Source organism: Actinosynnema mirum DSM 43827 (genome assembly GCF_000023245.1).
GTDB lineage: Bacteria > Actinomycetota > Actinomycetes > Mycobacteriales > Pseudonocardiaceae > Actinosynnema > Actinosynnema mirum.
Window position 1 is genome coordinate 2283801 of sequence record NC_013093.1, and the last position, 25622, is coordinate 2309422.

Annotated in this window: 27 protein-coding genes; 20 read left to right on the forward strand and 7 right to left on the reverse strand. The window is 73.0% G+C overall.

The window, feature by feature from the left end:
- The first annotated feature begins 160 nt into the window (after positions 1-160).
- Positions 161-787: a DUF305 domain-containing protein gene (locus AMIR_RS10335; protein WP_015800894.1), complete on the forward strand. Its 627-nt coding sequence runs from the start codon at positions 161-163 to the stop codon at positions 785-787.
- A 189-nt stretch (positions 788-976) separates the two neighbouring features.
- Here AMIR_RS10335 and AMIR_RS10340 read toward each other — a convergent pair whose 3' ends face one another.
- The 3 genes from AMIR_RS10340 to uraH form a co-directional block, all read right to left on the reverse strand.
- Positions 977-1237: a hypothetical protein gene (locus AMIR_RS10340; RefSeq protein WP_015800895.1), complete on the reverse strand. Its 261-nt coding sequence runs from the start codon at positions 1235-1237 to the stop codon at positions 977-979.
- 213 nt (positions 1238-1450) lie between these two features.
- Entirely contained in the window at positions 1451-1927 is a 477-nt protein-coding gene (locus AMIR_RS10345) for a nucleoside deaminase (RefSeq protein WP_015800896.1), read from the reverse strand.
- A gap of 92 nt (positions 1928-2019) precedes the next feature.
- On the reverse strand, positions 2020-2316 hold the full coding sequence (gene uraH / locus AMIR_RS10350) for a hydroxyisourate hydrolase (protein ID WP_015800897.1): 297 nt from the start codon (positions 2314-2316) through the stop codon (positions 2020-2022).
- A 160-nt stretch (positions 2317-2476) separates the two neighbouring features.
- On the opposite strand from uraH, the gene AMIR_RS42665 reads away from it, so the two are divergent.
- From AMIR_RS42665 to AMIR_RS10380, 6 genes are all read left to right on the forward strand, one after another.
- A complete protein-coding gene (locus AMIR_RS42665; protein WP_143760688.1) occupies positions 2477-4156 on the forward strand; it encodes a PucR family transcriptional regulator in 1680 nt (559 codons plus the stop codon).
- Between the two features lie 114 nt (positions 4157-4270).
- Complete coding sequence (locus AMIR_RS10360; RefSeq protein ID WP_015800899.1) at positions 4271-5239, forward strand: SMP-30/gluconolactonase/LRE family protein; 969 nt, start codon at positions 4271-4273, stop codon at positions 5237-5239.
- 232 nt (positions 5240-5471) lie between these two features.
- Complete coding sequence (locus AMIR_RS10365) at positions 5472-7928, forward strand: sensor histidine kinase (protein ID WP_015800901.1); 2457 nt, start codon at positions 5472-5474, stop codon at positions 7926-7928.
- Positions 7929-7972: 44 nt separating this feature from the next.
- Positions 7973-8401 carry a roadblock/LC7 domain-containing protein gene (locus tag AMIR_RS10370; protein ID WP_015800902.1) on the forward strand — a complete coding sequence of 143 codons (429 nt, stop codon included), beginning with the start codon at positions 7973-7975 and terminating at the stop codon, positions 8399-8401.
- On the forward strand, positions 8398-8766 hold the full coding sequence (locus AMIR_RS10375) for a DUF742 domain-containing protein (RefSeq protein ID WP_015800903.1): 369 nt from the start codon (positions 8398-8400) through the stop codon (positions 8764-8766). The genes AMIR_RS10370 and AMIR_RS10375 overlap by 4 nt, the downstream gene beginning before the upstream one ends.
- Positions 8747-9340, forward strand: coding sequence for a GTP-binding protein (locus tag AMIR_RS10380; protein WP_015800904.1), 594 nt, complete (start codon positions 8747-8749; stop codon positions 9338-9340). The genes AMIR_RS10375 and AMIR_RS10380 overlap by 20 nt, the downstream gene beginning before the upstream one ends.
- On the opposite strand, the gene AMIR_RS10385 is transcribed toward AMIR_RS10380, so the two are convergent.
- Entirely contained in the window at positions 9341-10639 is a 1299-nt protein-coding gene (locus AMIR_RS10385; protein ID WP_015800905.1) for a flavin-containing monooxygenase, read from the reverse strand.
- A gap of 356 nt (positions 10640-10995) precedes the next feature.
- On the opposite strand from AMIR_RS10385, the gene AMIR_RS10390 reads away from it, so the two are divergent.
- Positions 10996-11952: a tryptophan dimethylallyltransferase family protein gene (locus AMIR_RS10390; protein ID WP_245554644.1), complete on the forward strand. Its 957-nt coding sequence runs from the start codon at positions 10996-10998 to the stop codon at positions 11950-11952.
- A 146-nt stretch (positions 11953-12098) separates the two neighbouring features.
- Positions 12099-12683, forward strand: a complete 585-nt coding sequence (locus tag AMIR_RS10395; protein WP_015800907.1) for a GrpB family protein — start codon at positions 12099-12101, stop codon at positions 12681-12683.
- Between the two features lie 49 nt (positions 12684-12732).
- Here AMIR_RS10395 and AMIR_RS10400 read toward each other — a convergent pair whose 3' ends face one another.
- The 3 genes from AMIR_RS10400 to eat all read right to left on the reverse strand — a co-directional run bounded on the left by AMIR_RS10400 (position 12733) and on the right by eat (position 15901).
- Positions 12733-13593: a 3-hydroxybutyryl-CoA dehydrogenase gene (locus AMIR_RS10400; protein ID WP_015800908.1), complete on the reverse strand. Its 861-nt coding sequence runs from the start codon at positions 13591-13593 to the stop codon at positions 12733-12735.
- Positions 13594-13718: 125 nt separating this feature from the next.
- Positions 13719-14387 carry a CAP domain-containing protein gene (locus tag AMIR_RS36885; RefSeq protein WP_015800909.1) on the reverse strand — a complete coding sequence of 223 codons (669 nt, stop codon included), beginning with the start codon at positions 14385-14387 and terminating at the stop codon, positions 13719-13721.
- Positions 14388-14485: 98 nt separating this feature from the next.
- Complete coding sequence (eat, locus tag AMIR_RS10410) at positions 14486-15901, reverse strand: ethanolamine permease (RefSeq protein ID WP_015800910.1); 1416 nt, start codon at positions 15899-15901, stop codon at positions 14486-14488.
- Between the two features lie 121 nt (positions 15902-16022).
- Here eat and AMIR_RS10415 point away from each other — a divergent pair, with 121 nt between their 5' ends.
- The 11 genes from AMIR_RS10415 to AMIR_RS10460 all read left to right on the forward strand — a co-directional run bounded on the left by AMIR_RS10415 (position 16023) and on the right by AMIR_RS10460 (position 25614).
- Positions 16023-17387, forward strand: coding sequence for a glutamine synthetase family protein (locus AMIR_RS10415; protein ID WP_015800911.1), 1365 nt, complete (start codon positions 16023-16025; stop codon positions 17385-17387).
- A complete protein-coding gene (locus tag AMIR_RS10420) occupies positions 17368-18069 on the forward strand; it encodes a gamma-glutamyl-gamma-aminobutyrate hydrolase family protein (RefSeq protein WP_015800912.1) in 702 nt (233 codons plus the stop codon). The genes AMIR_RS10415 and AMIR_RS10420 overlap by 20 nt, the downstream gene beginning before the upstream one ends.
- Positions 18066-19424: an aldehyde dehydrogenase family protein gene (locus tag AMIR_RS10425; RefSeq protein ID WP_015800913.1), complete on the forward strand. Its 1359-nt coding sequence runs from the start codon at positions 18066-18068 to the stop codon at positions 19422-19424. The genes AMIR_RS10420 and AMIR_RS10425 overlap by 4 nt, the downstream gene beginning before the upstream one ends.
- A 58-nt stretch (positions 19425-19482) precedes the next feature.
- A complete protein-coding gene (locus AMIR_RS10430; RefSeq protein WP_015800914.1) occupies positions 19483-20250 on the forward strand; it encodes a 3-oxoacyl-ACP reductase in 768 nt (255 codons plus the stop codon).
- 13 nt (positions 20251-20263) lie between these two features.
- The gene (locus tag AMIR_RS10435) at positions 20264-20965 is read left to right on the forward strand and encodes a FadR/GntR family transcriptional regulator (protein ID WP_015800915.1); all 702 of its coding nucleotides are present in this window, start codon (positions 20264-20266) and stop codon (positions 20963-20965) included.
- Positions 20966-21044: 79 nt separating this feature from the next.
- On the forward strand, positions 21045-21797 hold the full coding sequence (locus AMIR_RS35455; protein WP_049796782.1) for a DddA-like double-stranded DNA deaminase toxin: 753 nt from the start codon (positions 21045-21047) through the stop codon (positions 21795-21797).
- Positions 21794-22276 (forward strand): hypothetical protein, encoded by a 483-nt coding sequence (locus AMIR_RS35460; protein ID WP_015800917.1) that lies wholly within the window; start codon positions 21794-21796, stop codon positions 22274-22276. Before AMIR_RS35455 ends, AMIR_RS35460 begins: the two co-directional genes overlap by 4 nt.
- A 77-nt stretch (positions 22277-22353) precedes the next feature.
- A complete protein-coding gene (locus tag AMIR_RS10445; protein ID WP_015800918.1) occupies positions 22354-22857 on the forward strand; it encodes a YlcI/YnfO family protein in 504 nt (167 codons plus the stop codon).
- 127 nt (positions 22858-22984) lie between these two features.
- Positions 22985-23830 carry a DUF4097 family beta strand repeat-containing protein gene (locus tag AMIR_RS10450; protein WP_015800919.1) on the forward strand — a complete coding sequence of 282 codons (846 nt, stop codon included), beginning with the start codon at positions 22985-22987 and terminating at the stop codon, positions 23828-23830.
- Positions 23831-23857: 27 nt separating this feature from the next.
- Positions 23858-24814, forward strand: coding sequence for a daunorubicin resistance protein DrrA family ABC transporter ATP-binding protein (locus AMIR_RS10455; RefSeq protein WP_015800920.1), 957 nt, complete (start codon positions 23858-23860; stop codon positions 24812-24814).
- A complete protein-coding gene (locus tag AMIR_RS10460; protein WP_015800921.1) occupies positions 24811-25614 on the forward strand; it encodes an ABC transporter permease in 804 nt (267 codons plus the stop codon). The genes AMIR_RS10455 and AMIR_RS10460 overlap by 4 nt, the downstream gene beginning before the upstream one ends.
- The last annotated feature ends 8 nt before the right edge of the window (positions 25615-25622 follow it).

Genomic DNA, 25622 nt, shown 5'->3' on the forward strand with positions numbered 1-25622 from the left:
ACCACGTGTTCCCCTTCCAAGGCACGTGCAGGGAATCGCAGTATTACCCCTTCGCAAGGCTAAGAACCAGACCCGGACGGTGGTTTTCCGAACGGTTCTCACGGGGTGGTTCGCGAGGTATGTTGATCCGTGATCCGATCGCTGAGGGGGTTTGGTGCGGATGCGCGCGGTGATTCTCGCCCTGGTGGTGGCGGTGTTCGGGGCGGCGGCGGGGTGCACCGCCGGGGCCGATCCCGACGCCGCCCCGGTGATCGCTCCCGGCAGGCCGGGCGAGGCCGGGCGGACGGTGGCGCCGGGGGACGTGGGCACCGACCTGTGGTCCGCGCCGACCGAGGTCGACCTGGGGTACGTGGCCAGGATGATCACCCACCACCGGCAGGCGCTGGCCATGACCGAGCTCGCCCCGGAGCGCGCCGGGAACGACGTGGTGCGGCGGATCGCGTCGCGCATCCACGACGTCCAGGGGCCGGAGATCCAGGCCATGGAGTCCTGGCAGCGGCAGTACGGGCAGGTCGGGGAGGCGCACGGGCACGTCGGCGGGGTGGAGGACCACGGCGGGATGCCGGGGATGGCGACCGAGCGGCAGCTCGCCGAGCTGGCGGCGGCCAAGGGCGCGGACTTCGACCGGCTGTTCGTGCGGCTGATGGTCGCGCACCACGAGGGGGCGCTGGAGATGGCCCTGGAGCAGCTGAGCGAGGGGACGGACGTGCGGGTCGAGGAGATGGCGAACGACGTCGTGGCGACCCAGAGCGTGGAGATCGAGCGGATGCGCGCTATCCCGCTCTGAGCGCGTTCCGGTCGCGTTCCCGCCCTGTTCCCGATCGGTTCCGGCGCTGATTCGCGTTTCCCGGTCGCGGCTATTTGTTACGCCCGCGATAAATGATCGGCTTGCTCGGCGCGGGGAATTTACCCGCTGTCGCGCGAAAGCGGGAGCGCCCGTTCGGGTGCTCCCGCTCTCCGCTCCGGCGACTCGCCGTCACAGCGGGTCGGGCGTGCCGCAGCGGATCTTCACCACCTTGGAGTAGCGGGTGTGCGTCCCGTAGTCGAAGGGCTCGCCGCACGAGCCGTACGACCACCAGCCGACCTCGACGGTGCGGGTGGCGTCCGAGTAGTAGGTGATGGTCACGCTCTCACCGGGCCCGGCGGGCGGGATGGCGCTCGCGGCGGGCGCGGCGGCGAGCAGGGCGCCCGCGGTGAGCGCGAGGGCGGCGGACAGGGTGGCGGTTCTGCGCGGCACGGGGGCCTCCCGGTGGCGGGGACTGGGCGCGAACGACGCTAACCGGCGGCGTGACCTGCGGCGACGGCTGAACGGCCGGACGGCGCGCGGGCCCGCCGCCGACCGATCGGGGCAGGCGCGGCCCAGGGCGGGCCGTGCTGCGGCCAACCGCCCGCGCCCCCTCGGGGCCGGGCAGCGGCAGGGCGGCGCGACGCTCCGTTAAGGGACCCGGTGTCAGTAGTCCACCCGCCCCTGGTGCGCCCGCCAGGCGTCGAACGGGGCCGAGTCCACCTCCGTCGGCACCCGCAGCACCGCCAGGTCCCACGTCTCCCTGGGGCGCGCGAGCAGGTCGTGGAACACCCCGTCGTCGAACCCGACCGCCGCCGCGTCGTGCCGGTCCGCCGCGTACACCACCCGCTCCACCCGCGCCCACAGCGCGGCCGACAGGCACAGCGGGCAGGGCTCGCACGAGGACACCAGCACGCACCCGGCCAGGCTGAAGTCGCCCAGCGCCCGGCAGGCCGCCCGGATCGCCACGACCTCCGCGTGCGCGGTCGGGTCGAGGTCGGCGGTCACCCGGTTCGCGCCGGTGGCCACCACCTCGTCCCCGCGCGCCACCAGCGCCCCGAACGGCCCGCCGCCGTCCGCGACGTTGCGCACCGCCAGGTCCACCGACCGCCGCAACCAGCCCAGCTCCCGCTCCGCGCCCATGCCGATCCCTCCTCGTCGTGACCGCGCCCCGCCCGCGCCTGCGGGAACGCGCAGTGCCGCCCGCGCCCGGTTCCCGGCGCGGGCGGGTGTCGTCAGCTGCCCCGGTAGGTCGAGTACGCGAACGGCGACAGCAGCAGCGGCACGTGGTGGTGCGCGTCCGGGTCGCTCACCCGGAACGACAGCACCACCTCGGGGAAGAACTCCGACACGCCACCGGTGTCGAACACCAGCCGGTGCACCCCGACCTCGGACGACGGCCACCCGGTGATCCGCCCGTCCGGGCCCGTGCGCCCCTCGGCGAGCACCTCGCCACCGCGCTCCAGCCGGACCGGGACGCCCTCGGCGGGCCTGCCGAGCCGGGCGTCGAGCACGTGCGTGCTGATGGTCACCGAGGACCTCCTCGTGGGCCGGGCGGCCAGTACACCCGCGCGGGGGCCCGCCCGGCTACGGAGCCGCCGCACGAGCACCAGCCTGCCGCGCCCGGCGGTTTCGTGCTTTCCTACGAGCCCGGTCGGACGTGGCCGGTGATGCGGAGGTCGCGCGGTGCTGGTGGGCGACCTGCTCCGGATGCCGGACCTGCGGCTGCGCGCCCGCACCGGGGACCGCTGGCTGGACCGGCCGGTGACCGGGGCGCGCACCACCGAGCTGACCGATCCCGGCCGCTACCTGGACGGTGGCGAGCTGGTGCTGTCCGGGCTGCACTGGCACCGCGCCGACGCCGACTGCGCGCCGTTCGCCTCGGCGCTGGTCGGGGCGGGCGCGTCGGCGCTGGCCGCGAGCCGGGCGGGCGCGGGGGAGCTGCCGGACGCGCTGGTCGCCGCGTGCCTGGCGGTCGGGCTGCCGCTGCTGGAGGTGCCCGAGGACGTCTCGTTCGGGGCGGTGGCGGAGCGGGTCGTGCTGGAGCTGGCCGGTGGCGCGGGCGCGCGGCTGGCCGGGCACCGCAGGCTCGTCGCGGCGGCGGGGGAGGGGCTGGAGCGACTGGTCGCGGTCGGGGCGGCGGAGCTGGGCGCGCCGTGCCGGGTGCTGTCCACCACCGGCCACCTGGTGGCCGGGCCCGACCTGCCGCAGGAGCGGCGCGCGGCGCTGGTGCGCGACTACTTCGACGCCGAGCGGCTGCCCGCGGCGGTGCGGCGCACCGCGCTCCTGCCGGTCCGCGCGCGCTCGACGACCGGGTGGCTGCTGGCGGTGGACGGCGGCCACGCGCACGACCCGACCGCCCTGGAACTGGCCGACCTGCTGGCCCTGGAGCGCGCGCGGGTCCTGCGCGAACGCGCGGCGGCCACCCGCGCGGCGACCCCGCTGCTGCGCGCCCTGACCACGGCCGCCGACGACCCGGCCACCCGCGCGGCGGCGGCCGGCCTGCCCGAGGACGAGCCGCTCCTGGTGGTCGCGCTGTCCACTTCGGACGGCCAGGACGCCTTGCCGCTGCTGGAGGAGCTGCTCGCGCCGCTCGCGCCGAACGCGCCTGCGGGCCTTGTGGCCACCACGGCCGCCACGGCGGGCACCCCCATCGCCGCCGCTCCCACAGCCGCCACCAAGGCCACCAAGGCCACCGCCACTCGGCCCGCCACCACCGCCACCGCTCAGCCCACTGCCGCTGCCACCGCTGCCGTCAAGGCCGCTGCCAGCCCCGCTGCTGTCTCCGCTTCCGCTGCCAAGGCCACTGCCACCCCTGCTTCCGCCCCCGCCCCCGCGGGCAAAGCCGCCACCCCCGTCACCGCCATCGCCGTGCTCCACACGCCCACCGACCCGTCCCCAGCCCTCCGCCAAGCCCTCCGCACCGCCCTCCCCGCCCTGTCGGGCCGCCGGGTCCTGGTCGGCGTCTCCTCCCCGGTCCGCGCCGCGGCCCTGCGCGGCGCCGCCCAGGAGGCCCGCTGGGCCCTGGCGCTGGCCGCCGAGCGCGGAGCCCGCGCCGAGGTCGTCACCGGCGCCGAGATCGCCCCGCACCGCCTCCTCCTCGCCGCAGTCCCCGACCAGGCGCGCGCCGACCTCCGCAGACGCCTCCTCGGCCCCCTCCTCGACCACGACGCCGCGCGCGGCACCGACCTCCTGGGCACCCTGCGCGTGTTCCTGGACTGCTCCGGCTCCTGGACCACCACCGCCGCCCGGCTGCACGTGCACGTCAACACCCTGCGGTACCGGGTGGGCCGGGTGGAGGAGCTGCTCGGCGTCGACCTGTCCCGCTTCGACCACCGCGTCGACCTGTTCCTCGCCCTCCAGGCCGGGTGACGGGGGCGCCCGCCGAACCTGTCGATTCCCCGTCCCCCCTTCACGCCCGCCCCGAACCTGCGGAAAACTCCGAACCGGACATCCCGAGCCAGTCGAGCGAAGGAGCGTCACCGCATGACCCGCACCCCCGGAGCCGTCACCGCCCTGGTCGCCGCGCTCACCGCGACGCTCACCGCGACCCTCGCCGCACCCCTGATCGCCGCCCCCGCGGCGCACGCGACCTCGTCCCACCACCAGCGCGCCTTCCCCGCCGAGTTCCCCCTCCCCGACGGCTTCCTGCCCGAGGGCATCACCATCGGCGACCGCCCCACCGCCTACTTCGGCTCCCGCGCCGACGGCGACCTCTACCGCGTCGACCTGCGCACCGGTCGCGGCGAGGTGTTCAGCCAGGGCCCCGGCACCGCCTCGGTCGGCCTCAAGATCGACCGGAGGGCCCGCCTCTTCGTCGCGGGCGGCGCCGCGGGCGACGGTCGGGTGGTCGACGCGCGCTCCGGGGCCGTCCTCGCCTCCTACCGCTTCGCCCAGGACGCCGACACCTTCGTCAACGACGTGGTCGTCACCCGCGACGCCGCTTACTTCACCGATTCCCGCAAGGCGCTCCTCTACCGCCTCCCGCTCGGTCGCGCTGGTGAGTTGCCCTCGGAATTCGACGTCGTCCCGCTCACCGGCGACTTCTCCTTGACCCCAGGTGTGAACAACGCCAACGGCATCACCACCACCCCGGACGGGCGCGCGTTGTTGGTCGTGCAGAGCAACACCGGGAAGTTGTTCCGGGTGAACCCGGACACCGGGCTCGCGCGCGAAGTCGACCTCGGCGGGGAAGTGCTCACGAACGGTGACGGGCTGCTGCTCGACGGGCGTTCGCTCTACGTCGTGCAGAACCGCCTGAACACCGTCGCGCTGTTCTCGCTCGACCGGGCCGGAACGGCCGCGTCGCTGGTCACGAGGCTGACCGACCCGCGCTTCGACGTGCCGACGACGATCGCCCGGTTCGGCTCGCGGCTGTACCTGCCCAACGCGCGCTTCACCACCGAACCCACTCCGAGCACTCCGTACAACGCCGTGGCGATTGTCAAGCCGTGACGTTCCGGGACCGCTGAGTCCCTAATGTCCCCCCTAGTTCCCAACGGCCCCCTGTTCGGGGGATCGCCCGACTGGGTAGCCTCTGCCTACGCGCAGTGCGTGATCGCGGTCTCTTCGTTACTTTGATCTTGGGTGTTAACGTTCTGTTCGCCGATCGGGTGAACGAAGAGGCGGCTCGCTGTCACGCCCGCGTTTACCGGCAAGCAGGAAGTTCACGAGGCTGCGGAGCGCTGTGAAGCAGAAGGACAAGGTGGAGGCGGGCACCAACCAGAAGACCATCCGCTCACGGCTCACCAGCGTGGTGGTCGTGCCCAGCGTGGTGCTCCTGGTGATGTGGCTGGCCTTCACCTCCTATACGGTCTTCGACGGCTTCTACACCCGCGCGGTCGCGGTCAGCGTCAAGGACGCGTCGATCCCCGCGGTGAAGGCGTTCACCGCGCTCCAGGAGGAGCGCAAGACCGCGATGTCGGTGCTCGCCAAGGGCGCCCAGGACCTGACCGCGCTGCACGAGCGGCAGCGCGTCGTGGACGAGGCGGGCGCCGGGATGCGGGCCGCCTTCGACTCCGTCTACGACAGCGCGCCCGACCAGGTCAAGGCCCGCATCAACGAGCTGAACGCCCTGCTCGGCGAACTGCCGCAGCGGCGTGCCCAGGTCGAGACGGGCAAGGTCCAGCGGACCGAGATCTACAACTACTACAACCGCGTCCTCGACGCGGGCACCACCCTGTTCGACACCCAGGCCCGCGTCGTCCCCGACGCCACGGCGGCGCACGGCGGCCTGACCGCGACCAACCTGTTCCGCGCCGCGGACTGGATGTCGCGCTCCACCTCGCTGGCCCCGGTCGTGATCGGCGCGGAGGACCCCAACCCGGAGGACCGGCTGGAGCTGGTCAACCTGATCGCCTCCTACCACTCCCTCCTGGTCACCACCGGCCCGGTCGTCGAGGACCAGCTCAAGGAGCACTACGCGGCCCTCACCGGCTCGCCCGAGTGGGCCACGCTCTCCAAGCTGGAGAACGACCTCACCACCGACCCCGACGCCCGGATCAGGCTCGCCGACTGGGAGACCGCCGCCGGTCCGGTGGGCGAGCGGCTGATCGAGCTCGCGGTCCAGCAGGCCACCGTCGCCTCCGACGCCGGCCTGAACCGCAGCAACAGCCAGTTCATCACCGTGCTGGTCTCCAGCCTGATCGCCCTCATCGTCGTGCTCGGCGGCATCCTCACCGCCGTGCGCACCTCGAACCGGCTGGTCAACCGCGCGCTGATCACCCGCCTGGTGTCGCTGAAGAACGACTCGCTGACCCTGGCGCACGAGCGGCTGCCCGACATCGTCGACCGGCTCCGCGAGGGCAAGCACGTCGACGTGGAGGCCGAGGTCCCGCCGCTGGACTACGGCAGCGACGAGATCGGCCAGGTGGCCGACGCGTTCAACGCCGCCCAGTTCACCGCCGTGGCCGCCGCGGTCAAGGAGAGCCAGGCCCGCGAGGGCGTCAACCGGGTCTTCCTCGACATCGCCCACCGCAACCAGGGCCTGGTGCACCGCCAGCTGAAGATCCTGGACAAGCTGGAGCGCGAGGAGGAGAACCCCGAGCAGCTCGACGCGCTGTTCCAGCTCGACCACCTGGCCACCCGCGCCCGCCGCAACGCCGAGAACCTGATCATCCTCGCGGGCGAGAACCCCGGACGGCAGTGGCGCAAGCCCGTGCGGCTGCTGGACGTGCTGCGCGCGGCCGTCGCCGAGACCGAGCAGTACGTGCGGGTCAAGGTCAACCCGGTGCCCGAGGTCGCGCTGGTCGGCGCCTCGGTCGCGGACACCATCCACCTGATCGCCGAGCTGGTCGACAACGCCACCGCGTTCTCCTCGCCCCGCTCGCAGGTGCAGATCCACGCCAGCGAGGTCCCGCAGGGCGTCGTGGTCGAGATCGAGGACCACGGCCTTGGCATCAGCCCCGAGGACCGCGACGCGCACAACGCGATGCTGGCCGACCCGCCCGAGTTCGACGCGATGCGCCTGCGCGGCGAGTCGCGGCTGGGCCTGTTCGTGGTCGCCCGGCTGGCCGCGCGCCGGGGAGTCCACGTGGAGCTGCGGGAGTCGCCGTACGGCGGCACCCTGGCGATGGTCCTCGTGCCATCGTCGAGCGTGGCCGCGCCGAACACGCCCACCGAGTCCGACACGACCATGCTGCTGTCCAGGCGCAGCCTGCACGAGCACGTGATCCCCAGGCAGCACCCGGACCTGGTGGACGAGGCGGACGAGGAGGAGGAGACCACGACGTTTCCCGACAGCTCGCGGGAGCTGGAGGGTTTCTGGGCGCAGGCCGAAGCCGCTGCGAACGAGGATTCCCGAGCAGCGGAAGGGCGACTGAGCGGAGGGCTCGACCTGTCCTCGCACAGCGGCTCGCTGGAGCCGCCCCGGCGCACCCGACCCGAACCCGAGCGCGAGCGCGAACGACCCGCCGACACCGGCCGCCGCCGCGCCGACGCGGGCGGCAGGCCCGAACTGCCCCGCAGGCGCAGGCAGCAGCACATCGCGCCGCAGCTGCTGCGCACCGACTTGACCCCGACGTCCGAACCGCTGTCCGAGGGCCCCGCCGACCAGCAGTCCGCCGACCAGGTCCGCAAGGACTTCTCGGCGTTCCAGCGCGGCACGCGGGACGCCCGCCGCCGCGACGAGGCGCCCGAATCCTGATCCGCAGTGGACGGACGACCGGAACCCGGAAAGGCAATTCCCTGATGAGCGACATGGGCCAGCACAACGAACTCAACTGGTTGTTGGAAGACCTGGTCTCCCGCGTGGTCGGCGCCCGACACGCGGTCGTGCTGTCCGCGGACGGCCTCCTGCTCGGACGCTCCGCAGGGCTGTCCAAGGACGACTCCGACCACCTCTCCGCGATGGCCTCGGCCTTCCAGTCACTGGCCAGGGGCACCGGCCGCCACTTCGGCGGCGGCAAGGTGCGCCAGACCATCGTGGAGATGGAGCACGCCTACCTCTTCGTCACCGCGGCCGGGCACGGCGCGTGCCTCGCGGTGCTCGGCGAGGAGGACTCGGACATGGGCATGATCGCCTACGAGATGAACATGCTGGTGAAGCGGGTGGGCACCTACCTGTCCTCCGCCCCCAGGGGCGGATCCGTGCTCCCCGGCGCGCGCAGGTCGTCATGAGCCGAGAGGACTCGTGGTACGACGAGGCGGCGGGCCCCCTGGTCCGCCCCTACGCGATGGTGCGCGGGCGGACCCGTCCCCTGCGCCCCGAGCTGCACCTGGTCACCCAGGTGCGCGCGATGCCGTCGCCCTCGGACCCCGACGCGCTCTCGGTGGAGCACCTGGAGATCATGGAGCTGTGCAGGCGACCGCTGTCCGTCGCGGAGGTCGCCGCCTACCTGGACGTGCCGCTGATGGTGGTGAAGGTGCTGCTCAGCGACCTGATCCAGCGCGGCGACGTCGTCGTGCGCGACCCGTCGCGGGTCGCCGAGATCCCCGACCGGAACCTGTTGCAGGCTGTGCTGGATGGTGTTCGTGGAATCTGATCGGTCGGGCGGGGAGCTGCACGTCCCCACCCCAGTCAAGATCGTCATCGCCGGTGGTTTCGGCACCGGCAAGACGACCCTGGTCAACTCGGTCAGCGAGATCCCCGCGCTGCACACCGAGGAGGTGCTGACCGAGGCCAGCGTCGGCGTGGACGACGTGGTCGGGCTGGAGAACAAGGAGACCACCACGGTCGCCCTGGACTTCGGCCGCATCACCATCAACACCGAGGTGGTGCTCTACCTCTTCGGCACGCCCGGCCAGAACCGGTTCTGGTTCATGTGGGACGAGCTGGCCCACGGCGCCATCGGCGCGGTGGTGCTGGTCGACACCCGCAGGCTCGACAGCAGCTTCCCCTCGATCGACTTCTTCGAGCGGCGGGGCATCCCGTTCATCGTCGGGGTCAACTGCTTCGACGACGCCCACGGCTACGCGGCCGAGGAGGTCCGCAGCGCGCTGGACCTCGGCCCCGGCGTCCCGATCGTGCTGTGCGACGCCAGGGACCGGGAGTCGAGCAAGTCGGTCCTGGTGAGCTTGATCCAGCACACCATGGACCGGCTCGACGCGATGGCCTGATCAGGCGGGTTGGGCTGCGGGGGCGCCTCGACGCTCCCGCAGCGCCGCCAGGTAGCGGGCGAAGTCCACCTGGACCGAGTCGCCCGCCGTGCGCCCGTAGCGCGCCCTGGCGGCCTCCAGGTGGGCCTGCACCTCGGCCTCCATCTCCCCGACCGGCGGCAGGGCCGCGCGCCCCTGCACCAGGTCCGCGATCCACCGGCCCTGCTCCTCGACCAGCCGCGTGATCGCGCCGAACGGGCGGATCAGCCCGGCGAAGTACAGCCCGGTCTCCCTCGGCGGCACGACGCGCTGGTAGAGCGCGAGCTGCCCGCCCGGCTCGAACCCGAGGCCGTCCGGCAGGAACGGGAACTCGATGTGGAACCCGGTGCAGTGCACGATCTCGTCGACCTCCTCCGCGCTGCCGTCCGCGAAGTGCAGCACCGGCCCCTCGATCCGCTCGACAGCCCTTTTCGGGATGACCGCCCCGTGATTGATCCGGGAGAGCAGCTCGTCGGAGATGGTGAGCGGTCCGCCGAAAACGCGGTGGTCCGGTTCGAGGAGGCCGTAATCGGTCAGGTCGCCCCGGATGACGCGCAGCGAGAGTTCGATGAGCCTGCGCTGCTCCTCGAACGACATGCGCGCCCACCAGGGGGAGGACGCGATTTCGTCGATGGCGGTGCCGAACATCGTCTTGGGCACCACGTGAACGCCCCTGCGCTGCACGACGAAAGTTTTCTCGCAAACCCTTGACAATTCCACCGCGAGGTCTGCCGCGGTGTTGCCGAAACCGATGACGGCGACCCGCTTGCCCGCGTGCCCGTCGGGGGTCGAGTAGTCGGCGGAGTGGATGGCGCGACCGGTGAAGGTGGCCATGCCGGGAATGTCCGGGACGCGCGGGCTCCAGTGGTGGCCGGACGCCACGACGACGTGCCGGAAGTGGCGGACCTCGCTCCCGCCGGTGCTGTTGCATGTTGCAACCGCCCAGGTACCATCCGGTGACCGGGTGACCCCGAGGACGTCCGAGCCGAACTCCACGTGCTCGGTCACGCCCTTGTGCTCGGCGTAACTTCGCAGGTAGGAGGCCATCTGCTGGTGACTGGGGTAGCGCGGGTAGGCGTCGGGGACCGGGAAGTCGGAGTACCCGGTGAGCCCCTTCGAGGTGTTCAGGTGCAGCGAGCCGTAGGACGGGCCGCGATCACCCGGACCCCGGTGGCGCCACAGGCCGCCGACCTCGTCGGAGCGCTCCAGGACCGTCGTCGGGATTCCTCGGGAGCGCAGCGTTCCGGCGACGGCCAACCCCGAGATTCCCGCGCCGATCACGCACGTGTGATCATCGCTGGGCCGGTCGGGGTAGTGACTTGCTGAATTTCCGGTCACAAGCGTTGCCACTCTTTCGGCCTAATTCGGTCACGTGCTGTGCGCTCCCACGCGGTCCGCGCGAGCGACTGCTCCGCGATCCTCCATTGCGCACCAGTTGATCACACGGTAAACCTTGCGCTCGGAGGTGCCTAGTGTCCAGTCGCCCTGCTGTGGTTCACGCCTCACGTCGTACGGCCTTGTACGAGGTGGCGGGAACCGCATATCGTGACTTCGCGGCCCAGCAGTGGGTGGCCGCCTGCGCAGCGCTGGATTTTCCGTTCAGCGAGTTGTACAGGACCCTCCACGAGCTCGATTCGGTGCTCGGGCAATGGGCCGACGCGCCCATCGGCGAAGTCCCCCGATATCCGTCGTTCGTTTCCCGCGACGGTTTTCCCCTGGAGTTCTCGGTGAGCTGGCGCGGCGGCGTCGGCGAGGCCAGGGTGCTCTTCGAGTCCCTCGGGGCCGAGCCCACCGCCAGGGGCGCCCAGGAGGCCGGACGCGCCCTCACCAGGGCGCTGGGCGCGCTGCCGGGCGTCTCCCTGGACCGCTACCTGCGGATCGAGGACCTGTACGTCACCGACGAGCCGGCCCCGTACCGGCCCGCCGTCTGGCACTCCCTGGCGCACCGCAGGGGCGGGGCGAGCCGCTACAAGGTCTACCTGAACCCGCAGACCAGGGGCGTGGACCGGGCGCACGCGGTGATGCGCGAGACCATGCGCAGGCTCGGCCTGGAACGGGCCTGGGACCACGTCGAGCGCGCGGGCCTCGACCCCCGCCGGGACGTGCTGGAGTTCGTCGCGCTCGACCTGGACGACCGGGCCGAGGCCAGGGTCAAGGTCTACTACCGCCACCTCGGCGAGGTCGACCTCGACCGCGTCGCCTCGCTCGCCCGCAGGCACGACCCGGCGCTCGCCGCCCCGGTCTACCGGGCCGTGTACGGCGACGACGTCCCGGTCAACGAGCCCATGACCTGCCTGGCGTTCCGCGAGGGCCTCGACGTCCCCGACGAGGCCAACCTGTACCTGCGCCTGCCCAGCGTGGTCGCCTCGGACGCGGAGGCCGCCGACCGGGTCGCCGCCGCGATGCGCCTGTGCGGCCTGGACCCCCGGCCCCACCACGAGGTCGCGTCCGCGCTCGCGCCGCTGCCGCTGGACTCGGTGGTCGGGCTGCACGAGCTGCTCAGCTTCCGCACCTCCTCGGGCGCCAGGCCCGACCTGGGCGTGTACTTCCGGTTCGGCGTCTACGACTCGTCCGTGGACGGCACCCACGCCTGACCCGGACGCCCCCCACGCCTGACCTGGACGCCATCCCCGGCAGGCCCGGACGCCGCCCACCGCTGCCCCGACCGCCGCGAGACCCCTGCCCCGGACGCCGCACCGGCGCGGGGAGCGCAGGGGTCCGGTCGCGCTACGGTCGGCGCATGGCCACCGCCGAGGAGATCACCCGCCACCACCAGCCCGGCCCGGAGAACCCGTGGGTGCGGGGCGCGCCGCAGCCCGAGGCGGTCGTCATCGCCCCGTACGACCCGGCCTGGCCCGCCCGGTACGCCGAGCTGGCGCGGGACGTCCGCGCCGCCCTCGGCGACGTAGCGCTGGACGTGGAGCACGTCGGCTCCACCTCGGTGCCGGGCCTGGCGGCCAAGGACGTCGTCGACCTCGACGTCACCGTCGCCGACCCGACCGACGAGGCCGCCTACCTGCCCGCGCTGGAGGCCCTCGGCTACGTGCTGACCGTGCGGGAGCCCTCGTTCCACGAGCACCGCTGCTTCCGGCTCGCCGAGCCCAGGGCGAACCTGCACGTCTTCGGCCCCGACTGCCCCGAGGTGATCAGGCACCGGATGTTCCGGGACTGGCTGATCGCCCACCCGGACGAGAAGGAGCGCTACGCCGAGGCCAAGCGCGCCGCGGTCCCCGGCGGCGGCACGGTCATGGACTACAACCGGCGCAAGGAGGACGTGCTGCGCGGGATCTACGCCCGCATGTTCGCGGCGGCCGGCCTGCTCTGACCGGCCGCCGGGGGCGGGCGCTCAGCGGTAGTCGCTCAGCGGTAGTCGCTCAGCGGTAGTCGTGGAACCCGCGCCCGCTCTTCTTGCCGAGCAGCCCCGCGTCGACCATGCGCAGCAGCAGCGGGGGAGCGGCGTGCAGCGGCTCCTTGTGCTCCTCGTAGAGCGAGTCCGCGATCGCCTTGACCGTGTCCAGCCCGATCAGGTCGGCCAGCCGCAGCGGGCCCATCGGGTGCGCGCAGCCCAGCACCATGCCGCTGTCCACGTCCTCGGCCGTGGCGAACCCGGACTCGACCATCCGGATCGCGGACAGCAGGTACGGCACCAGCAGCGCGTTCACCACGAACCCGGCCCGGTCGGTCGCCCGGATCACCTGCTTGCCCAGCACGTCGGTGGCGAACGCCTCGGCGCGGGCCAGCACGTCCGCGCCGGTCAGCATCGACGGCACCAGCTCCACCAGCTTGAGCACCGGCACCGGGTTGAAGAAGTGGACGCCGACGACCTGCTCGGGCCGCCTCGTCGCCCGGCCGAGCCGGGTGATCGGGATGGAGGAGGTGTTGGACGCCAGGATCGCGTCGGGCCGCCGCACGACCTCGTCCAGCGCGGCGAACACCTCGGCCTTGACCGCCTCCTGCTCGGCGACCGCCTCCACGACCAGGTCCCGGTCGGCGAGGTCGCCGATCTCGGTGCTGAACCGCAGCCTGCCCAGCGCCGCGTCCCGCTCCCCGGCGTCGAGCTTCCCGCGCGCCACGGCCCGCTCCAGCGACCCGGCCACCCGCTCGCGGGCCGCGTCCGCGGCCTGCTCGGAGACCTCGCGGACGACCACGTCGACCCCGGCCCTCGCGCACACCTCGGCGATGCCCGCGCCCATCAACCCGCCACCGACCACGCCCACGCGCTGAATGTCGCTCACGACCCGATCCTGCCGCCCCGCACGCCCGCGCGCCAACGACCGGTCCCGCCGGAGCCGTCGTGGCTCCGGCGGGACCGGTCGTTGGCGCGCCGCGACTGGTCAGCCGCCCATCCGGTCGGGAACCGTCACTCCGGGTCGGGCTCCGGCTCGTCGCGCGGCGCGGTGGGTTTCACCGAGGCGCCCGTGGCCGGTTTGGCGGCCGTCGCCGGTTTTGTGGCCGTGGCCGGCTTGGTCGTCGCGGCCGTGGCGGGTTTGGTCGTGGTGGTCGGCTTGGCCGTGGTGGTGGTCGGCTTCGCCGTCCCCGCCTGCACGCCGTGCAGCGTCCCGAAGTTCTGCGTCCAGTACGGCCGGTTCTTCTTGTCCGGCGCGTACGCGACGCCGAGGTCCAGGTAGGCGCAGTTCATGATGTTCGCCTTGTGCACCGGGCTGTTCATCCAGGCCTTCACCACCTCGGCGGGCGTCTTCTGCCCGAACGCGACGTTCTCCCCGATGGTCTGCCAGTCGTACCCGGCCCGGTCGATCCGCTGGGAGGGGTTGCTCCCGTCCTTGCCGGTGTGGCTGAGCGTGTCCGTCTTGGCCATCTCGTCGTTGTGGCCCTTGGCCGCGGCGGCGAGCTTGTCGTTCCAGGCCAGCGCGGGGCAACCGCCCGCCACCCGCTCCTGGTTCGTCAGCTGCCGCACCTGCTCCTCGTAGCTGGGGGCGGTGGTGGCGGGGGCGGCCACCGCGAAGCCCGCCGCGGCGAACAGCGCCGTGATGGCCGCTCCTGCTGCGAGCGTCCTGTGCGTCATTGCCATGCCTCCTCCTCGTGCAGATCCCGACATACGAGGGTTCCCGTTCGCAGGCTGACCTGCGCCTTCACGAAGTGATGATTCTTCGCGACTCTCCGTGTGGGTCAGCCCAGTTCTTGCTCCGCCCGTGCTATTGCGTCGAACTCCTCCTCGGGGGCGGCGGCTACCAGGTGATGCCTGCTGTAGAACCAGAAGTAGGCCAGCGCGATCACCACGATCCCGGCGGTGATCCCGGCCGCGAACCGGTCCACGAAGAACGTCGCGACCACCGCCGCGACCGCGAGCACGAGCGCGACGCCGGTGGTCACCGCGCCGCCGGGCGTCCGGTAGGGACGGTCCAGGTCGGGCTCGCGCACCCGCAGCACGATGTGCGAGACCATCATCAGCACGTACGACAGCGCCGCGCCGAACACCGCGATGTTGATCAGCAGCGCGCCGTCCCGCGTGATCGAGGCCAGCGCGAACCCGATCGCGCCGGGCACGATCAGCGCCAGGTAGGGCGTCTTGCGCCGCCCGGTCCGCGACAGCCAGCGCGGCAGGTAGCCCGCCCGCGAGAGCGCGAACAGCTGCCTCGAGTAGGCGAAGATGATCGAGAAGAAGCTCGCCACCAGCCCGGCCAGCCCCACGTAGTTGACCACCCGCGCCAGCCAGGTGTCCCCGCCGTAGGCCGCGCGCACCGCGTCCGGCAGCGGGTTGTCCGACGCGCGCAGCGCCTCCGCCCCCGCGCCGCCCGGCGCCAGCACCAGGATCGCCGCCGCGAACACCAGCAGCACCGCCATCGCCGCCATGATCCCGCGCGGCATGTCCCGCTTCGGGTCCCGCGCCTCCTCGGCCGCCAGCGGCACGCCCTCCACGGCCAGGAAGAACCAGATCCCGTACACCAGCGCGCCCAGCACCCCGGCGAACCCGAACGGCAGGAACCCGTCGCCCTCGACGACGTCGAACAGCTTCGCCGCGTCGAACCTGGGGATCATCCCGACCACGAACGCCACCAGCGCCACCACCGCGACCCCGGTGATGACCAGCATCAGCCGCAGCGCCTCGCCGACCCCGTACAGGTGCACGCCCACGAACACCAGGAAGCACACCAGGTACACCGGCCACGAGCTGGTCAGCCCGAACAGCCCCAGCGTCTCGACGTACCCGCCGATGAACACCGCGATCGCGGCCGGCGCGATCGCGTACTCGATCAGGATCGCGATCCCGGTCGCGAACCCGCCCAGCGGCCCCAGCGCGCGCCGCGCGAACCCGTACCCGGCGCCCGCGACCGGCAGCGCCGCAGCCAGTTCGGCCAGTCCCAGCGCCATGCAGGTGTACATCGTGGCCATCAGGGCCGTGGCGATCACCATCCCGCCCCAGCCGCCCTGCGCCAGGCCGAAGTTCCACCCGGCGAAGTCACCCGAGATCACGAAGGACACGCCCAGCCCCGCCAGCAGCACCCAGCCCGCGGCGCCCCGCTTGAGCTGCCGCTGCTCCAGGTAGTCCCCGCCCACGTCCTCGTACTCGACACGCTTGGCCATCTGCGCTCCCCAATGGGCTAGCAGTGATCCTTTTAATGGGGGATCAACGGTGGCGTGGCTCACTCGATGGTGTCAAGATGGGCCGCCAATGGCTCGCTGACATACCTTTGGAGGGATGCGGATGCTCACCGTCGAGGAGTTGCGCGAGCTGGTCGCCACCGGCGAGGTCGACACCGTCCTCGTGGCGGTAGTGGACATGCAGGGCCGCCTGCAGGGCAAGCGCTGCACCGCCCGCTACTTCGTGGACGAAGTGCTGGAGCACTCCGCCGAGGGCTGCGACTACCTGCTGGCGGTGGACGTCGAGATGAACACCGTGCCCGGCTACGCCTCGTCCTCCTGGGACAGCGGCTACGGCGACCTCGTCATGCGCCCCGACCTCGCGACGCTGCGCCGCGTCCCCTGGCACCCGGCCACCGCGCTCGTGCTGTGCGACGTCGAGACCACCGGCGGCGACCCGGTTCCGGTCTCCCCGCGCCAGGTGCTGCGCCGCCAGCTCGACCGGCTCGCCGAGCGCGGGCTGCGCGCGTTCGCGGGCACCGAGCTGGAGTTCATCGTCTTCAACGACACCTACGAGCAGGCCTGGTCCAGCGGCTACCGCGACCTCACCCCCGCCAACCAGTACAACGTCGACTACTCCCTCCTCGGCACCGGGCGGGTCGAGCCTCTGCTGCGCGACATCCGCAACCACATGGCGGGCGCGGGGCTGCGCGTCGAGGGCGCCAAGGGCGAGTGCAACCCCGGCCAGCACGAGATCACCTTCCGGTACGACGAGGCGCTGCTGACCTGCGACAACCACAGCGTCTACAAGACCGGCGCCAAGGAGATCGCGGCGCAGCACGGCAAGTCGCTCACCTTCATGGCCAAGTACAACGAGCGCGAGGGCAACTCCTGCCACGTGCACCTGTCGCTGTGGACCGAGGACGGCTCGCCCGCGTTCGCCGCTGCCTCGGATTCGGCTGACGACGCCGAGCACGGCATGTCCGCCCTGATGCGGCGCTTCCTCGCCGGGCAGCTGGCCTGCCTGCGCGAGTTCACCTACTTCCTGGCCCCGAACGTGAACTCCTACAAGCGCTACGCGCAGGGAAGCTTCGCGCCGACCGCGGTCGCCTGGGGTCGGGACAACCGCACGTGCGCGCTGCGCGTGGTCGGCCACGGCGCGGGCCTGCGGTTCGAGAACCGGGTGCCCGGCGGCGACGTCAACCCGTACCTGGCGCTCGCCGCCCTGATCGCCGCAGGTCTGCACGGGCTGGAGAACGAGCTGGAGCTGGGCGAGGAGTTCACCGGCAACGCCTACACCGCCGACCTGCCGACCGTGCCCACCACCCTGCACGAGTCGGCCGCGCTGCTCGACGGCAGCGCCCCGGCCCGCGCCGCGTTCGGCGACGAGGTGGTCGACCACTACCTCAACGCCGCCCGCGTGGAGCTGGCCGCGTACAACTCGACGATCACCGACTGGGAGCGCGTGCGTGGTTTCGAGAGGCTCTAGGCCGCTCATCGGCATCTCCACCTACCTGGAGCGCGCGGCGTTCGGCGTCTGGGACGTCCCGGCCGCCGTGCTGCACCGCGAGTACCTGGACCAGGTGTGGCGCGCGGGCGGCAACCCCGTGCTGCTGCCCCCGGTCGGCGACTGGGACGCCGGGTCGATCGGCTTCCTGGACGGCCTGGTGCTCGCGGGCGGCGCGGACCTGGACCCGGGGACCTACGGGCGCGAGCGCGAGGAGCGCACCGGACCGGCCAGGCCCGACCGGGACGCGGCCGAGTCCGCGCTGGCCCGCGCCGCGCTGGAGCTGGACCTGCCGCTGCTCGGGGTGTGCCGGGGGATGCAGGTGCTCAACACCGTCCTCGGCGGCACGCTGGTCCAGCACGTGGACGGGCACAACCCGGCGCCGGGGGTGTTCGCGGACGTGGACCTCGCCGTCGTGCCGGGCAGCGTGCTCGGCACCGCGCTCGGCGAGTCGACGACCGTGCGGTGCCACCACCACCAGGCGGTCGACGTGCTCGGCGACGGGCTGGTCGTGGTGGCGCGCGCGGCGGACGGGGTCGTGGAGGCCGTGGAGCTGCCGACCGCCGCGTTCGCGGTCGGCGTCCAGTACCACCCGGAGGTCGCGACCGAGGACCTGCGGTTGTTCGGAGCGCTTGTCGTGGCGGCGAAGGGGAGCGGGACGTGACCGCGTTGGAGCTGATCAACCCGGCGACGGGGGAGCGGGTGGGCGAGGTCGAGGCGGCCTCGGTGGAGCTGGTCGACGCGGCGATCGCCCGCGCGTCGGCCGCGCTGCCCGCGTGGCGGGCCGTGTCGCCCGCCGACCGGTCCCGGCTGCTGCGCCGCTTCGCCGACGCGGTCGACGGGGCGCGCGAGGAGCTGGCGCTGCTGGAGGTGCGCAACTCCGGGCACACCATCGGCAACGCGCGCTGGGAGGCGGGCAACGTCCGCGACGTGCTGCACTACTACGCCGCCGCGCCGGAGCGGCTGTTCGGCAGGCAGATCCCGGTGCCCGGCGGGTTGAACGTGACCTTCCAGGAGCCGCTGGGCGTGGTGGGCGTCATCGTGCCGTGGAACTTCCCGATGCCGGTGGCGGCCTGGGGCTTCGCGCCCGCGCTGGCGGCCGGGAACACCGTGGTGCTCAAGCCCGCCGAGCTGACCCCGCTGACCGCGCTGCGCCTGGCCGAGCTCGCCCGCGAGGCGGGCATCCCGGAGGACGTCCTCCAGGTCGTGCCGGGGCGCGGGGACGTCGCCGGGTGGCGGTTCGTGACGCACCCGGACGTGCGGAAGGTGGTGTTCACCGGGTCGCCCGCGGTCGGCCGGAAGATCATGGCCGGGTGCGCCGAGCAGGTGAAGCGGGTGACGCTGGAGCTGGGCGGCAAGAGCGCCAACGTGGTGTTCGCGGACGCCGACATCGAGCAGGCCGCCGCGACCGCGCCGTACGGGGTGTTCGACAACGCCGGGCAGGACTGCTGCGCCCGGTCGCGCATCCTGGTGCAGGAGAACGTGTTCGACCGGTTCATGGAGCTGCTCGAACCGGCCGTGCGCGGCGTGGTGGTGGGCGACCCGCTCGACGAGAAGACCGAGATGGGGCCGCTGATCTCCGCCGCGCACCGGGAGCGGGTCGCCTCCTACGTGCCGGACGGCGCGCCCGTGGCGTTCCGGGGGAGCGCGCCCGACGGGCCGGGCTTCTGGTTCCCGCCGACGGTGCTCTCGCCCGTGGCGCCCACCGACCGGGTCGTGGTGGAGGAGGTCTTCGGCCCGGTGGTGGTCGTGCTGCCGTTCCGCGACGAGGAGGACGCGGTGCGCCTGGCGAACGCGGGCGACCTCGGGCTGTCCGGGTCGATCTGGACCCGCGACGTCGGCCGGGCGCTGCGGGTCTCGCGCGCGGTCGAGGCCGGGAACCTGTCGGTGAACTCGCACTCGTCGGTGCGCTACTGGACGCCGTTCGGCGGGTTCAAGCAGTCCGGTCTCGGCCGGGAGCTGGGGCCGGACGCGCTGGACGCGTTCACCGAGGTCAAGAACGTCTTCATCGCCCACTGACGGTGTGCTCGCCGGATCTCCCCAGGGGTTCCGGCGCTGGGAGTAGAGGGAGCAGGGCATGGTCGAACGACTCCAGGGCCGGGTCGCGGTGATCACCGGTGGCGGCAGCGGCATCGGGCTGGCCTCGGCGCGCAGGTTGGCGTCCGAGGGCGCGAAGGTCGTCGTGGCCGACGTGGACGGGGAATCGGGCAAGGCGGCGGCCGAGGAGGTCGGCGGGCTGTTCGTGCGGGTGGACGTGACCGACGAGGAGCAGGTGCGGGCCCTGTTCCAGACCACCGTGGACACCTATGGCGCGGTGGACGTGGCGTTCAACAACGCGGGCATCTCCCCGCCGGACGACGACTCGATCCTGACCACGGGCATCGAGGCGTGGCGGCGGGTGCAGGAGGTCAACCTGACGTCGGTGTACCTGTGCAGCAAGCACGCCATCGGGCACATGGTCGAGCGCGGCAGGGGGTCGGTGATCAACACGGCGTCGTTCGTGGCGACCATGGGCGCGGCGACCTCGCAGATCTCCTACACCGCCTCGAAGGGCGGGGTGCTGGCGATGACGCGGGAGCTGGGCGTGCAGTTCGCGCGGCAGGGCGTGCGGGTGAACGCGCTGTCCCCTGGACCGGTCAACACCCCGCTGCTGCGGGAGCTGTTCGCGAAGGACCCGGAGCGCGCCGCGCGGCGGCTGGTCCACGTGCCGCTGGGCAGGTTCGCCGAGCCGGAGGAGATCGCGGCGGCGGTGGCGTTCCTGGCGAGCGACGACTCGTCGTTCATGACGGCGTCGAACTTCCTGGTGGACGGCGGCATCTCCGGCGCCTACGTGACCCCGCTGTGAGCGGGACGTCCCCGTGATCGAGCTGACCGACGCGCTGTTCCGCCCGGTGCGGGCGGGCAACGCGTTCGAGGAGACCGTGGAGCGCCTGGTGCAGGCGGTGCGCCTGGGCGTCGTGTCCCCCGGCGACCGCCTGCCCGCCGAGCGCGACCTGGCGGCACGGCTCGGGGTGAGCCGGGCGACCCTTCGGGAGGCGCTGAAGTCGTTGCAGGACAACGGCTACGTCGAATCCCGCAGGGGTCGCTACGGCGGCACCTTCATCACCGGCGACCTCCCGAACCCCACCTCCGGGGCGGCGGGCGTCCCGTGGGAGCTGACGGACGCCCTGCTGCTGCGCGCCGCGCTGGAGGCGGGCGCCGCGGAGCTGGCGGCCGGAACCGCGCTGTCCCCGGAACGCCGCCGCGACCTGCGCGCCCGCCAGGCGGACTGCGCGGAGGCGGGCCTGCCGGACTACCGCCGCAAGGACTCCAGGCTGCATTTGGCGATCGCGGAGGCGGCGGGCTCCCCGTCGCTGACGGCGGCGATCGCGGACGTGAGGATGCGGGTGAACGCCCTGCTGGACCGCATCCCCCTGCTGCCGCCGAACCTGGCGCACTCGAACGACCAGCACACCCGGGTGGTCGACGCGGTCCTGGACGGCGACCCGGAGGCGGCGAGGCGCGCGATGGCGGAACACCTGGAGGGAACGGCGGCCCTGCTGCGAGGCTTCCTGTCCTGAGCCGGGCACGTGTGCACGATCGAGTGACCGCCTCTGAAACCACCCCCCGGCCCACCGCGCCCGCCCGACGATGTCCCCCGTGTCCCTGCCCGAAGTGGCCGCCGCGCTGGCCCGAGTCCTGGCACTGGCGGCCGAGACCGCCGCCGCGCTGGAGGTGGCGGACGAGCGCGCGGGGGAGATGCGCGCACTGGTGGAGCGCGCCGCCGAGGGAACGGCGGGCGAGGAGCTGGAACTGCTGCGAGCGGCCCACGCGTCGTTCGCGGAGGACTTGGCGGCGGTCCGGGCGGCGCTGGCCGGGGGCCGTGAGTCGGTCGAGTCGTACCGGGCCTCCCTGCTGACCCCGCCACCCCGCCCCGCGGCCCCTCCCACCACCCGGCCGAAGCCGCTGGTGGCGCGCACGGGCGACGCGTACCCACCCGGCACGGAGTGGGCGTTGCCGTTGATCGTGCAGCCCCACCCGCCGGTGGGTGGCACCGTGCCCGTCGAAGGACACGTGCGCGCGCTGCGCCCGGAGTCCCAGATCAGCCACGTCTTCCACCCCGGTGGTGGCCACTGGACGGAGCAGGCGCGGGCACGGCTGCGCGTCCTTCCGGGATTCGGGTGGGCGGTGAACCTGGGGCACCACGTCGAACTGCAGATCGCGGCCTGGATGACGGCCTGCGGCATCCACCACGCGGAACTCGTCCTCAACCGCCCGCCCTGCGGAGAGCGGTACGGCCTGGGCTGCCACCAGGCGCTCCCGGTGCTGCTGCCGCGCGGCTACCGTCTGACCGTCTCCAGCACCCGTGGCGGGCCCCAGCCCTACCAGCACCACTACGAGGGAAAGGCGTGAGCGTGCTGCTCAACCCGGATCACCACCGGTTCGTCGTCCTGGACGACCACGGCTCGGAGGACCTCGTCGGACTGGTCGACCAGCTGCGGGCCTGGAACTCCCGGCACGGGCAGGCGCTGCCGTGCCTGTGGCAGGTCGTGGTCGAGCAGATCGACGTGCCCGACGTGGGCGCCGCACCGGCCACCTGGCTCGACGTGGGCACGGCGGGGGACGTCGGCGCGCTGCGCTGGGTCGGCGCCACCGAGGCCTTCGTGCCGCGTGAACGTGGCGGCGAGCCCCTGCGGGCGGGGTGGATGCCGTACGCGTCCGATCACATGGGCTACCCGTGCCGCGTGCACCGCAGCCTGCTGGCGCCGCTGCCCGTGGTGTGGTCCGCGCTGGCCGACCTGGTGCGCACCCGCGCCCGCCCGGAGCTGCCCGCCCCCTGGCGGTGGGAGCCGGTGGAGGACTGGTCCGCCCTGGTGCGTGAGCCAGCCTGAGCCATTGGTGCCACTGTGGCACCGAACTGAGCCATACCCACTTGCCATGGCACCACCGTTGTGCCACTCTGGCTCACATGGACCTGACCACCTACGTGGCCCACCTCGGCCGCGAGTTCGCCGCCCTCGCCGACGCGGGCGGTGAAGAGGCGCGTGCGCTCGCCGAGCGGCTCACCGGGCCGCTGGAGTCGGCGATCCGGATGGCCATGCTGGAAGCGCTTTCCGCCGCCGCCGCCGAGATCACCCGCGAGCTCGCGCCCGGCTCGGTCGAGGTCCGCCTGCGCGGGCGGGACCCCGACTTCGTCGTCACGGCGCCGCCCGCCGACACCGCCGTCGACGCGCCCGTCCCCGACGCCGCGCCCGCCTTCAGCGAGGACGGTCCCACCGCGCGCATCAACGTCCGGCTCCCCGAGCAGCTCAAGGCCGCCGTCGAGGAGGCCGCCGCCGCGGAGGGGCGCTCGGTCAACGCCTGGCTCGTCCGCGCCGCCGCCGACGCCCTCCGGCCCGCCGACCAGCACGCGCGCGCCGCCGAACCCCGCGCCAGGCGCGGCGGCAGCCGGTTCAGCGGGTGGGTCCGCTAGCACCGACCCGAACCGCGACGACCACACCAAAAAACCTCCCCGCCCGTGCGGGGAGGAGTTCGACGCACCCGAAAAAACCTGAAAAAACCCGAAAGCCCAAGAAAGAAAACCCCAGGGGGACCCAGCCATGCCCGAGTTCGACACGCCCGCCCCGATCACCGCCGTGGTGGAGCTCGCCGTCGCCTCCGTCCGCGTCACCGCCTCCGACCGCGCCACCACCGCCGTCCACGTCCGCCCCACCAACCCCGCCGACGACTCCGACGTCAAGATCGCCGCCCAGGTCACCGCCGAGCTCGTCGACGGCGAGCTGCGCGTCACCGGCCCCCGCGCCTGGATCTACGTCGACCTCACCCGCAAGTCCCGCTCCGTCGACCTCGCCATCGACCTCCCCGCCGGCTCCGCCGTCACCGCCACCGTCCAGGCGGGCAACCTGCGCGCCACCGGCCTGCTCGGCGAGTGCTCCTTCAAGACCGGTGTCGGCGACATCACCCTCGACCGCACCGGCCCGCTGCGCCTGCACACCGCCATCGGCCACGCCGCCGTCACCGCCGTCGACGGCGACGCCGACCTGCACACCAGCTCCGGCCGCCTGGTCGTCGGCGAGATCCGGGGGTCCGCGCAGGTCAAGAACTCCAACGGCCCCACCCGCGTCGACGAGGTCACCGGCGACATCCGCGTCCGCTCCGCCAACGGCGACATCGAGATCGGCCGCGCCGGGGGCGTCGTCGACGCCAAGTCCGCCAACGGCCACGTCAAGGCCGTCCTCACCCAGGGCTCCTCGGTGCTGGAGAGCGGCATGGGCGACATCGAGGTCGGCGTCGTCGCGGGCACCTCGCTGTGGCTCGACGCGCGCACCGGCCACGGCCGCGTCGAGTCGCTCCTGGACGACGTGCCCGCGCCCGACGCCGCCGACCGCACCGCCGGGCTGCGCGCCCGCACCGCCTACGGCGACATCACCGTCCGCCGCGCCTGACACCGCAGAAAACCCAAGGGGGACACCGTGAACGACCCGGCCATCAGAACCACCGGACTGCGCAAGCGGTTCGGCGACCACACCGTGCTCGACGGGCTCGACCTCACCGTCGAGCGGGGGACCGTCCACGCGCTGCTCGGCCAGAACGGCGCGGGCAAGACCACCACCGTCAAGATCCTCTCCACGCTCCTGCGCCCCGACTCCGGCCGCGCCACCGTCGCGGGCCGCGACCTCGCCGACGACCCGGCCGGGGTGCGCGCCGCGATCGGCGTCACCGGCCAGTTCTCCGCCGTGGACAACCTCCTCACCGCCGAGGAGAACCTGCGCCTCATGGCCGACCTGCGGCACCTCACCCGCCCCGAGGGCCGCCGCCGCGCCTCGGAGCTGCTGGAGCGCCTGGACCTCACCGCGTCGGCCCGCAAGCCCGCGTCCACCCTCTCCGGCGGCCAGCGCCGCAGGCTCGACCTGGCCATGACCCTGGTCGGCGCCCCCGAGGTGATCTTCCTGGACGAGCCGACGACGGGCCTCGACCCGAGCGGCAGGCGCGAGGTGTGGCGGATCGTGCGCGAGCTGGTCGCCGAGGGCACGACCGTCCTGCTCACCACCCAGCACCTGGAGGAGGCCGACCAGCTCGCGCACCGCGTCGCCCTGCTGCACGACGGCTCCCTCGCCGCCGAGGGCACGCCCGAGCAGCTCAAGCGCCGCGTCCCCGGCGCGCACGTCCGCCTGCGCCTGCCCGACCGCGCCGCGCTGGCCGCAGCCACCCGCGCGCTCGGCCCCGCCGCCCTGCTCGAGGAACCCCAAGCGGCGCAAGCGGAACCGGTGCTGCGCGTCGCGGGCGACGGCACGCCGCAGTCGCTGCGCGCCCTGCTCGACCGGCTCGACGAGCACGCCGTGGACGTCACCGAGCTGTCCGTGCGCACCCCCGACCTGGACGACGTGTTCCTCGCGCTGACGGGGCACGGGAAGGCGAGCACCCGATGAGCGCCACCACGAGCGGCGCCAGGCCGCTGGGCGACTCCCTGGTCATGGTGCGCCGCAACCTCAAGCGGGTGCTGCGCTACCCGTCCATGACCCTGCAGCTGATCGGCACCCCGGTCCTGCTCCTGCTGCTGTTCGTGCACGCCTTCGGCGGCGTCCTCGGCGCGGGCCTGGGCACCGGGGTGGGTGGCTTCGCCGGTGGTCGCGACGCGTACCTGGTGTACGTGCTCCCGGCGATCCTGGTCATGACGGTCACCACGATCGTCCAAGGCACCGCGATCTCGGTCGCCATGGACCTCACCGAGGGCGTCATCACCCGCTTCCGCACCATGGACATCGCCCGCACCTCGGTGCTCACCGGCCACGTCGTCGGCAGCGTCATCCAGTCCGCGCTCGGCGGCCTGGTCCTGTTCGCGGTGGCCCTGCTGCTCGGCTTCCGCCCCGGCGCGGGCCCGCTGGGACTGCTGGCGGCGCTCGGCCTCCACGTCCTGCTCTCGCTCGCCCTGGTCTGGCTCACGATCGCGCTCGGCCAGCTCAGCGAGAGCGTGGAGACGGCCAGCACCCTGCCCATGCCGCTGATGTTCCTGCCGTTCCTGGGGAGCGGCTTCGTCCCCGCCGAGTCGATGCCCGCCGGGCTGCGCTGGTTCGCCGAGAACCAGCCGTTCTCGCCGATCATCGAGACCCTGCGCGCCCTGCTCGCGGGAACCGCCCCCGAGCACCTGTGGCCCGCGCTCGGCTGGTGCGCGCTCATCGGCGTCGGCGGCTACCTCTGGTCCAGGCGCCTCTACGACCGCGAACGCTGAAGGGGGAG

What these genes read in the sequence shown, in the direction of transcription:
- AMIR_RS10335 (WP_015800894.1), top strand. Translation starts at nt 161, where the DNA reads ATGCGCGCGGTGATTCTCGCCCTGGTGGTGGCGGTGTTCGGGGCGGCG.
- AMIR_RS10345 (WP_015800896.1), bottom strand. Translation starts at nt 1,927, where the DNA reads ATGGGCGCGGAGCGGGAGCTGGGCTGGTTGCGGCGGTCGGTGGACCTG.
- AMIR_RS10360 (WP_015800899.1), top strand. Translation starts at nt 4,271, where the DNA reads ATGACCCGCACCCCCGGAGCCGTCACCGCCCTGGTCGCCGCGCTCACC.
- AMIR_RS10370 (WP_015800902.1), top strand. Translation starts at nt 7,973, where the DNA reads ATGAGCGACATGGGCCAGCACAACGAACTCAACTGGTTGTTGGAAGAC.
- AMIR_RS10375 (WP_015800903.1), top strand. Translation starts at nt 8,398, where the DNA reads ATGAGCCGAGAGGACTCGTGGTACGACGAGGCGGCGGGCCCCCTGGTC.
- AMIR_RS10380 (WP_015800904.1), top strand. Translation starts at nt 8,747, where the DNA reads ATGGTGTTCGTGGAATCTGATCGGTCGGGCGGGGAGCTGCACGTCCCC.
- AMIR_RS10395 (WP_015800907.1), top strand. Translation starts at nt 12,099, where the DNA reads ATGGCCACCGCCGAGGAGATCACCCGCCACCACCAGCCCGGCCCGGAG.
- AMIR_RS36885 (WP_015800909.1), bottom strand. Translation starts at nt 14,387, where the DNA reads ATGGCAATGACGCACAGGACGCTCGCAGCAGGAGCGGCCATCACGGCG.
- eat (WP_015800910.1), bottom strand. Translation starts at nt 15,901, where the DNA reads ATGGCCAAGCGTGTCGAGTACGAGGACGTGGGCGGGGACTACCTGGAG.
- AMIR_RS10415 (WP_015800911.1), top strand. Translation starts at nt 16,023, where the DNA reads ATGCTCACCGTCGAGGAGTTGCGCGAGCTGGTCGCCACCGGCGAGGTC.
- AMIR_RS10430 (WP_015800914.1), top strand. Translation starts at nt 19,483, where the DNA reads ATGGTCGAACGACTCCAGGGCCGGGTCGCGGTGATCACCGGTGGCGGC.
- AMIR_RS10445 (WP_015800918.1), top strand. Translation starts at nt 22,354, where the DNA reads ATGGACCTGACCACCTACGTGGCCCACCTCGGCCGCGAGTTCGCCGCC.
- AMIR_RS10450 (WP_015800919.1), top strand. Translation starts at nt 22,985, where the DNA reads ATGCCCGAGTTCGACACGCCCGCCCCGATCACCGCCGTGGTGGAGCTC.
- AMIR_RS10460 (WP_015800921.1), top strand. Translation starts at nt 24,811, where the DNA reads ATGAGCGCCACCACGAGCGGCGCCAGGCCGCTGGGCGACTCCCTGGTC.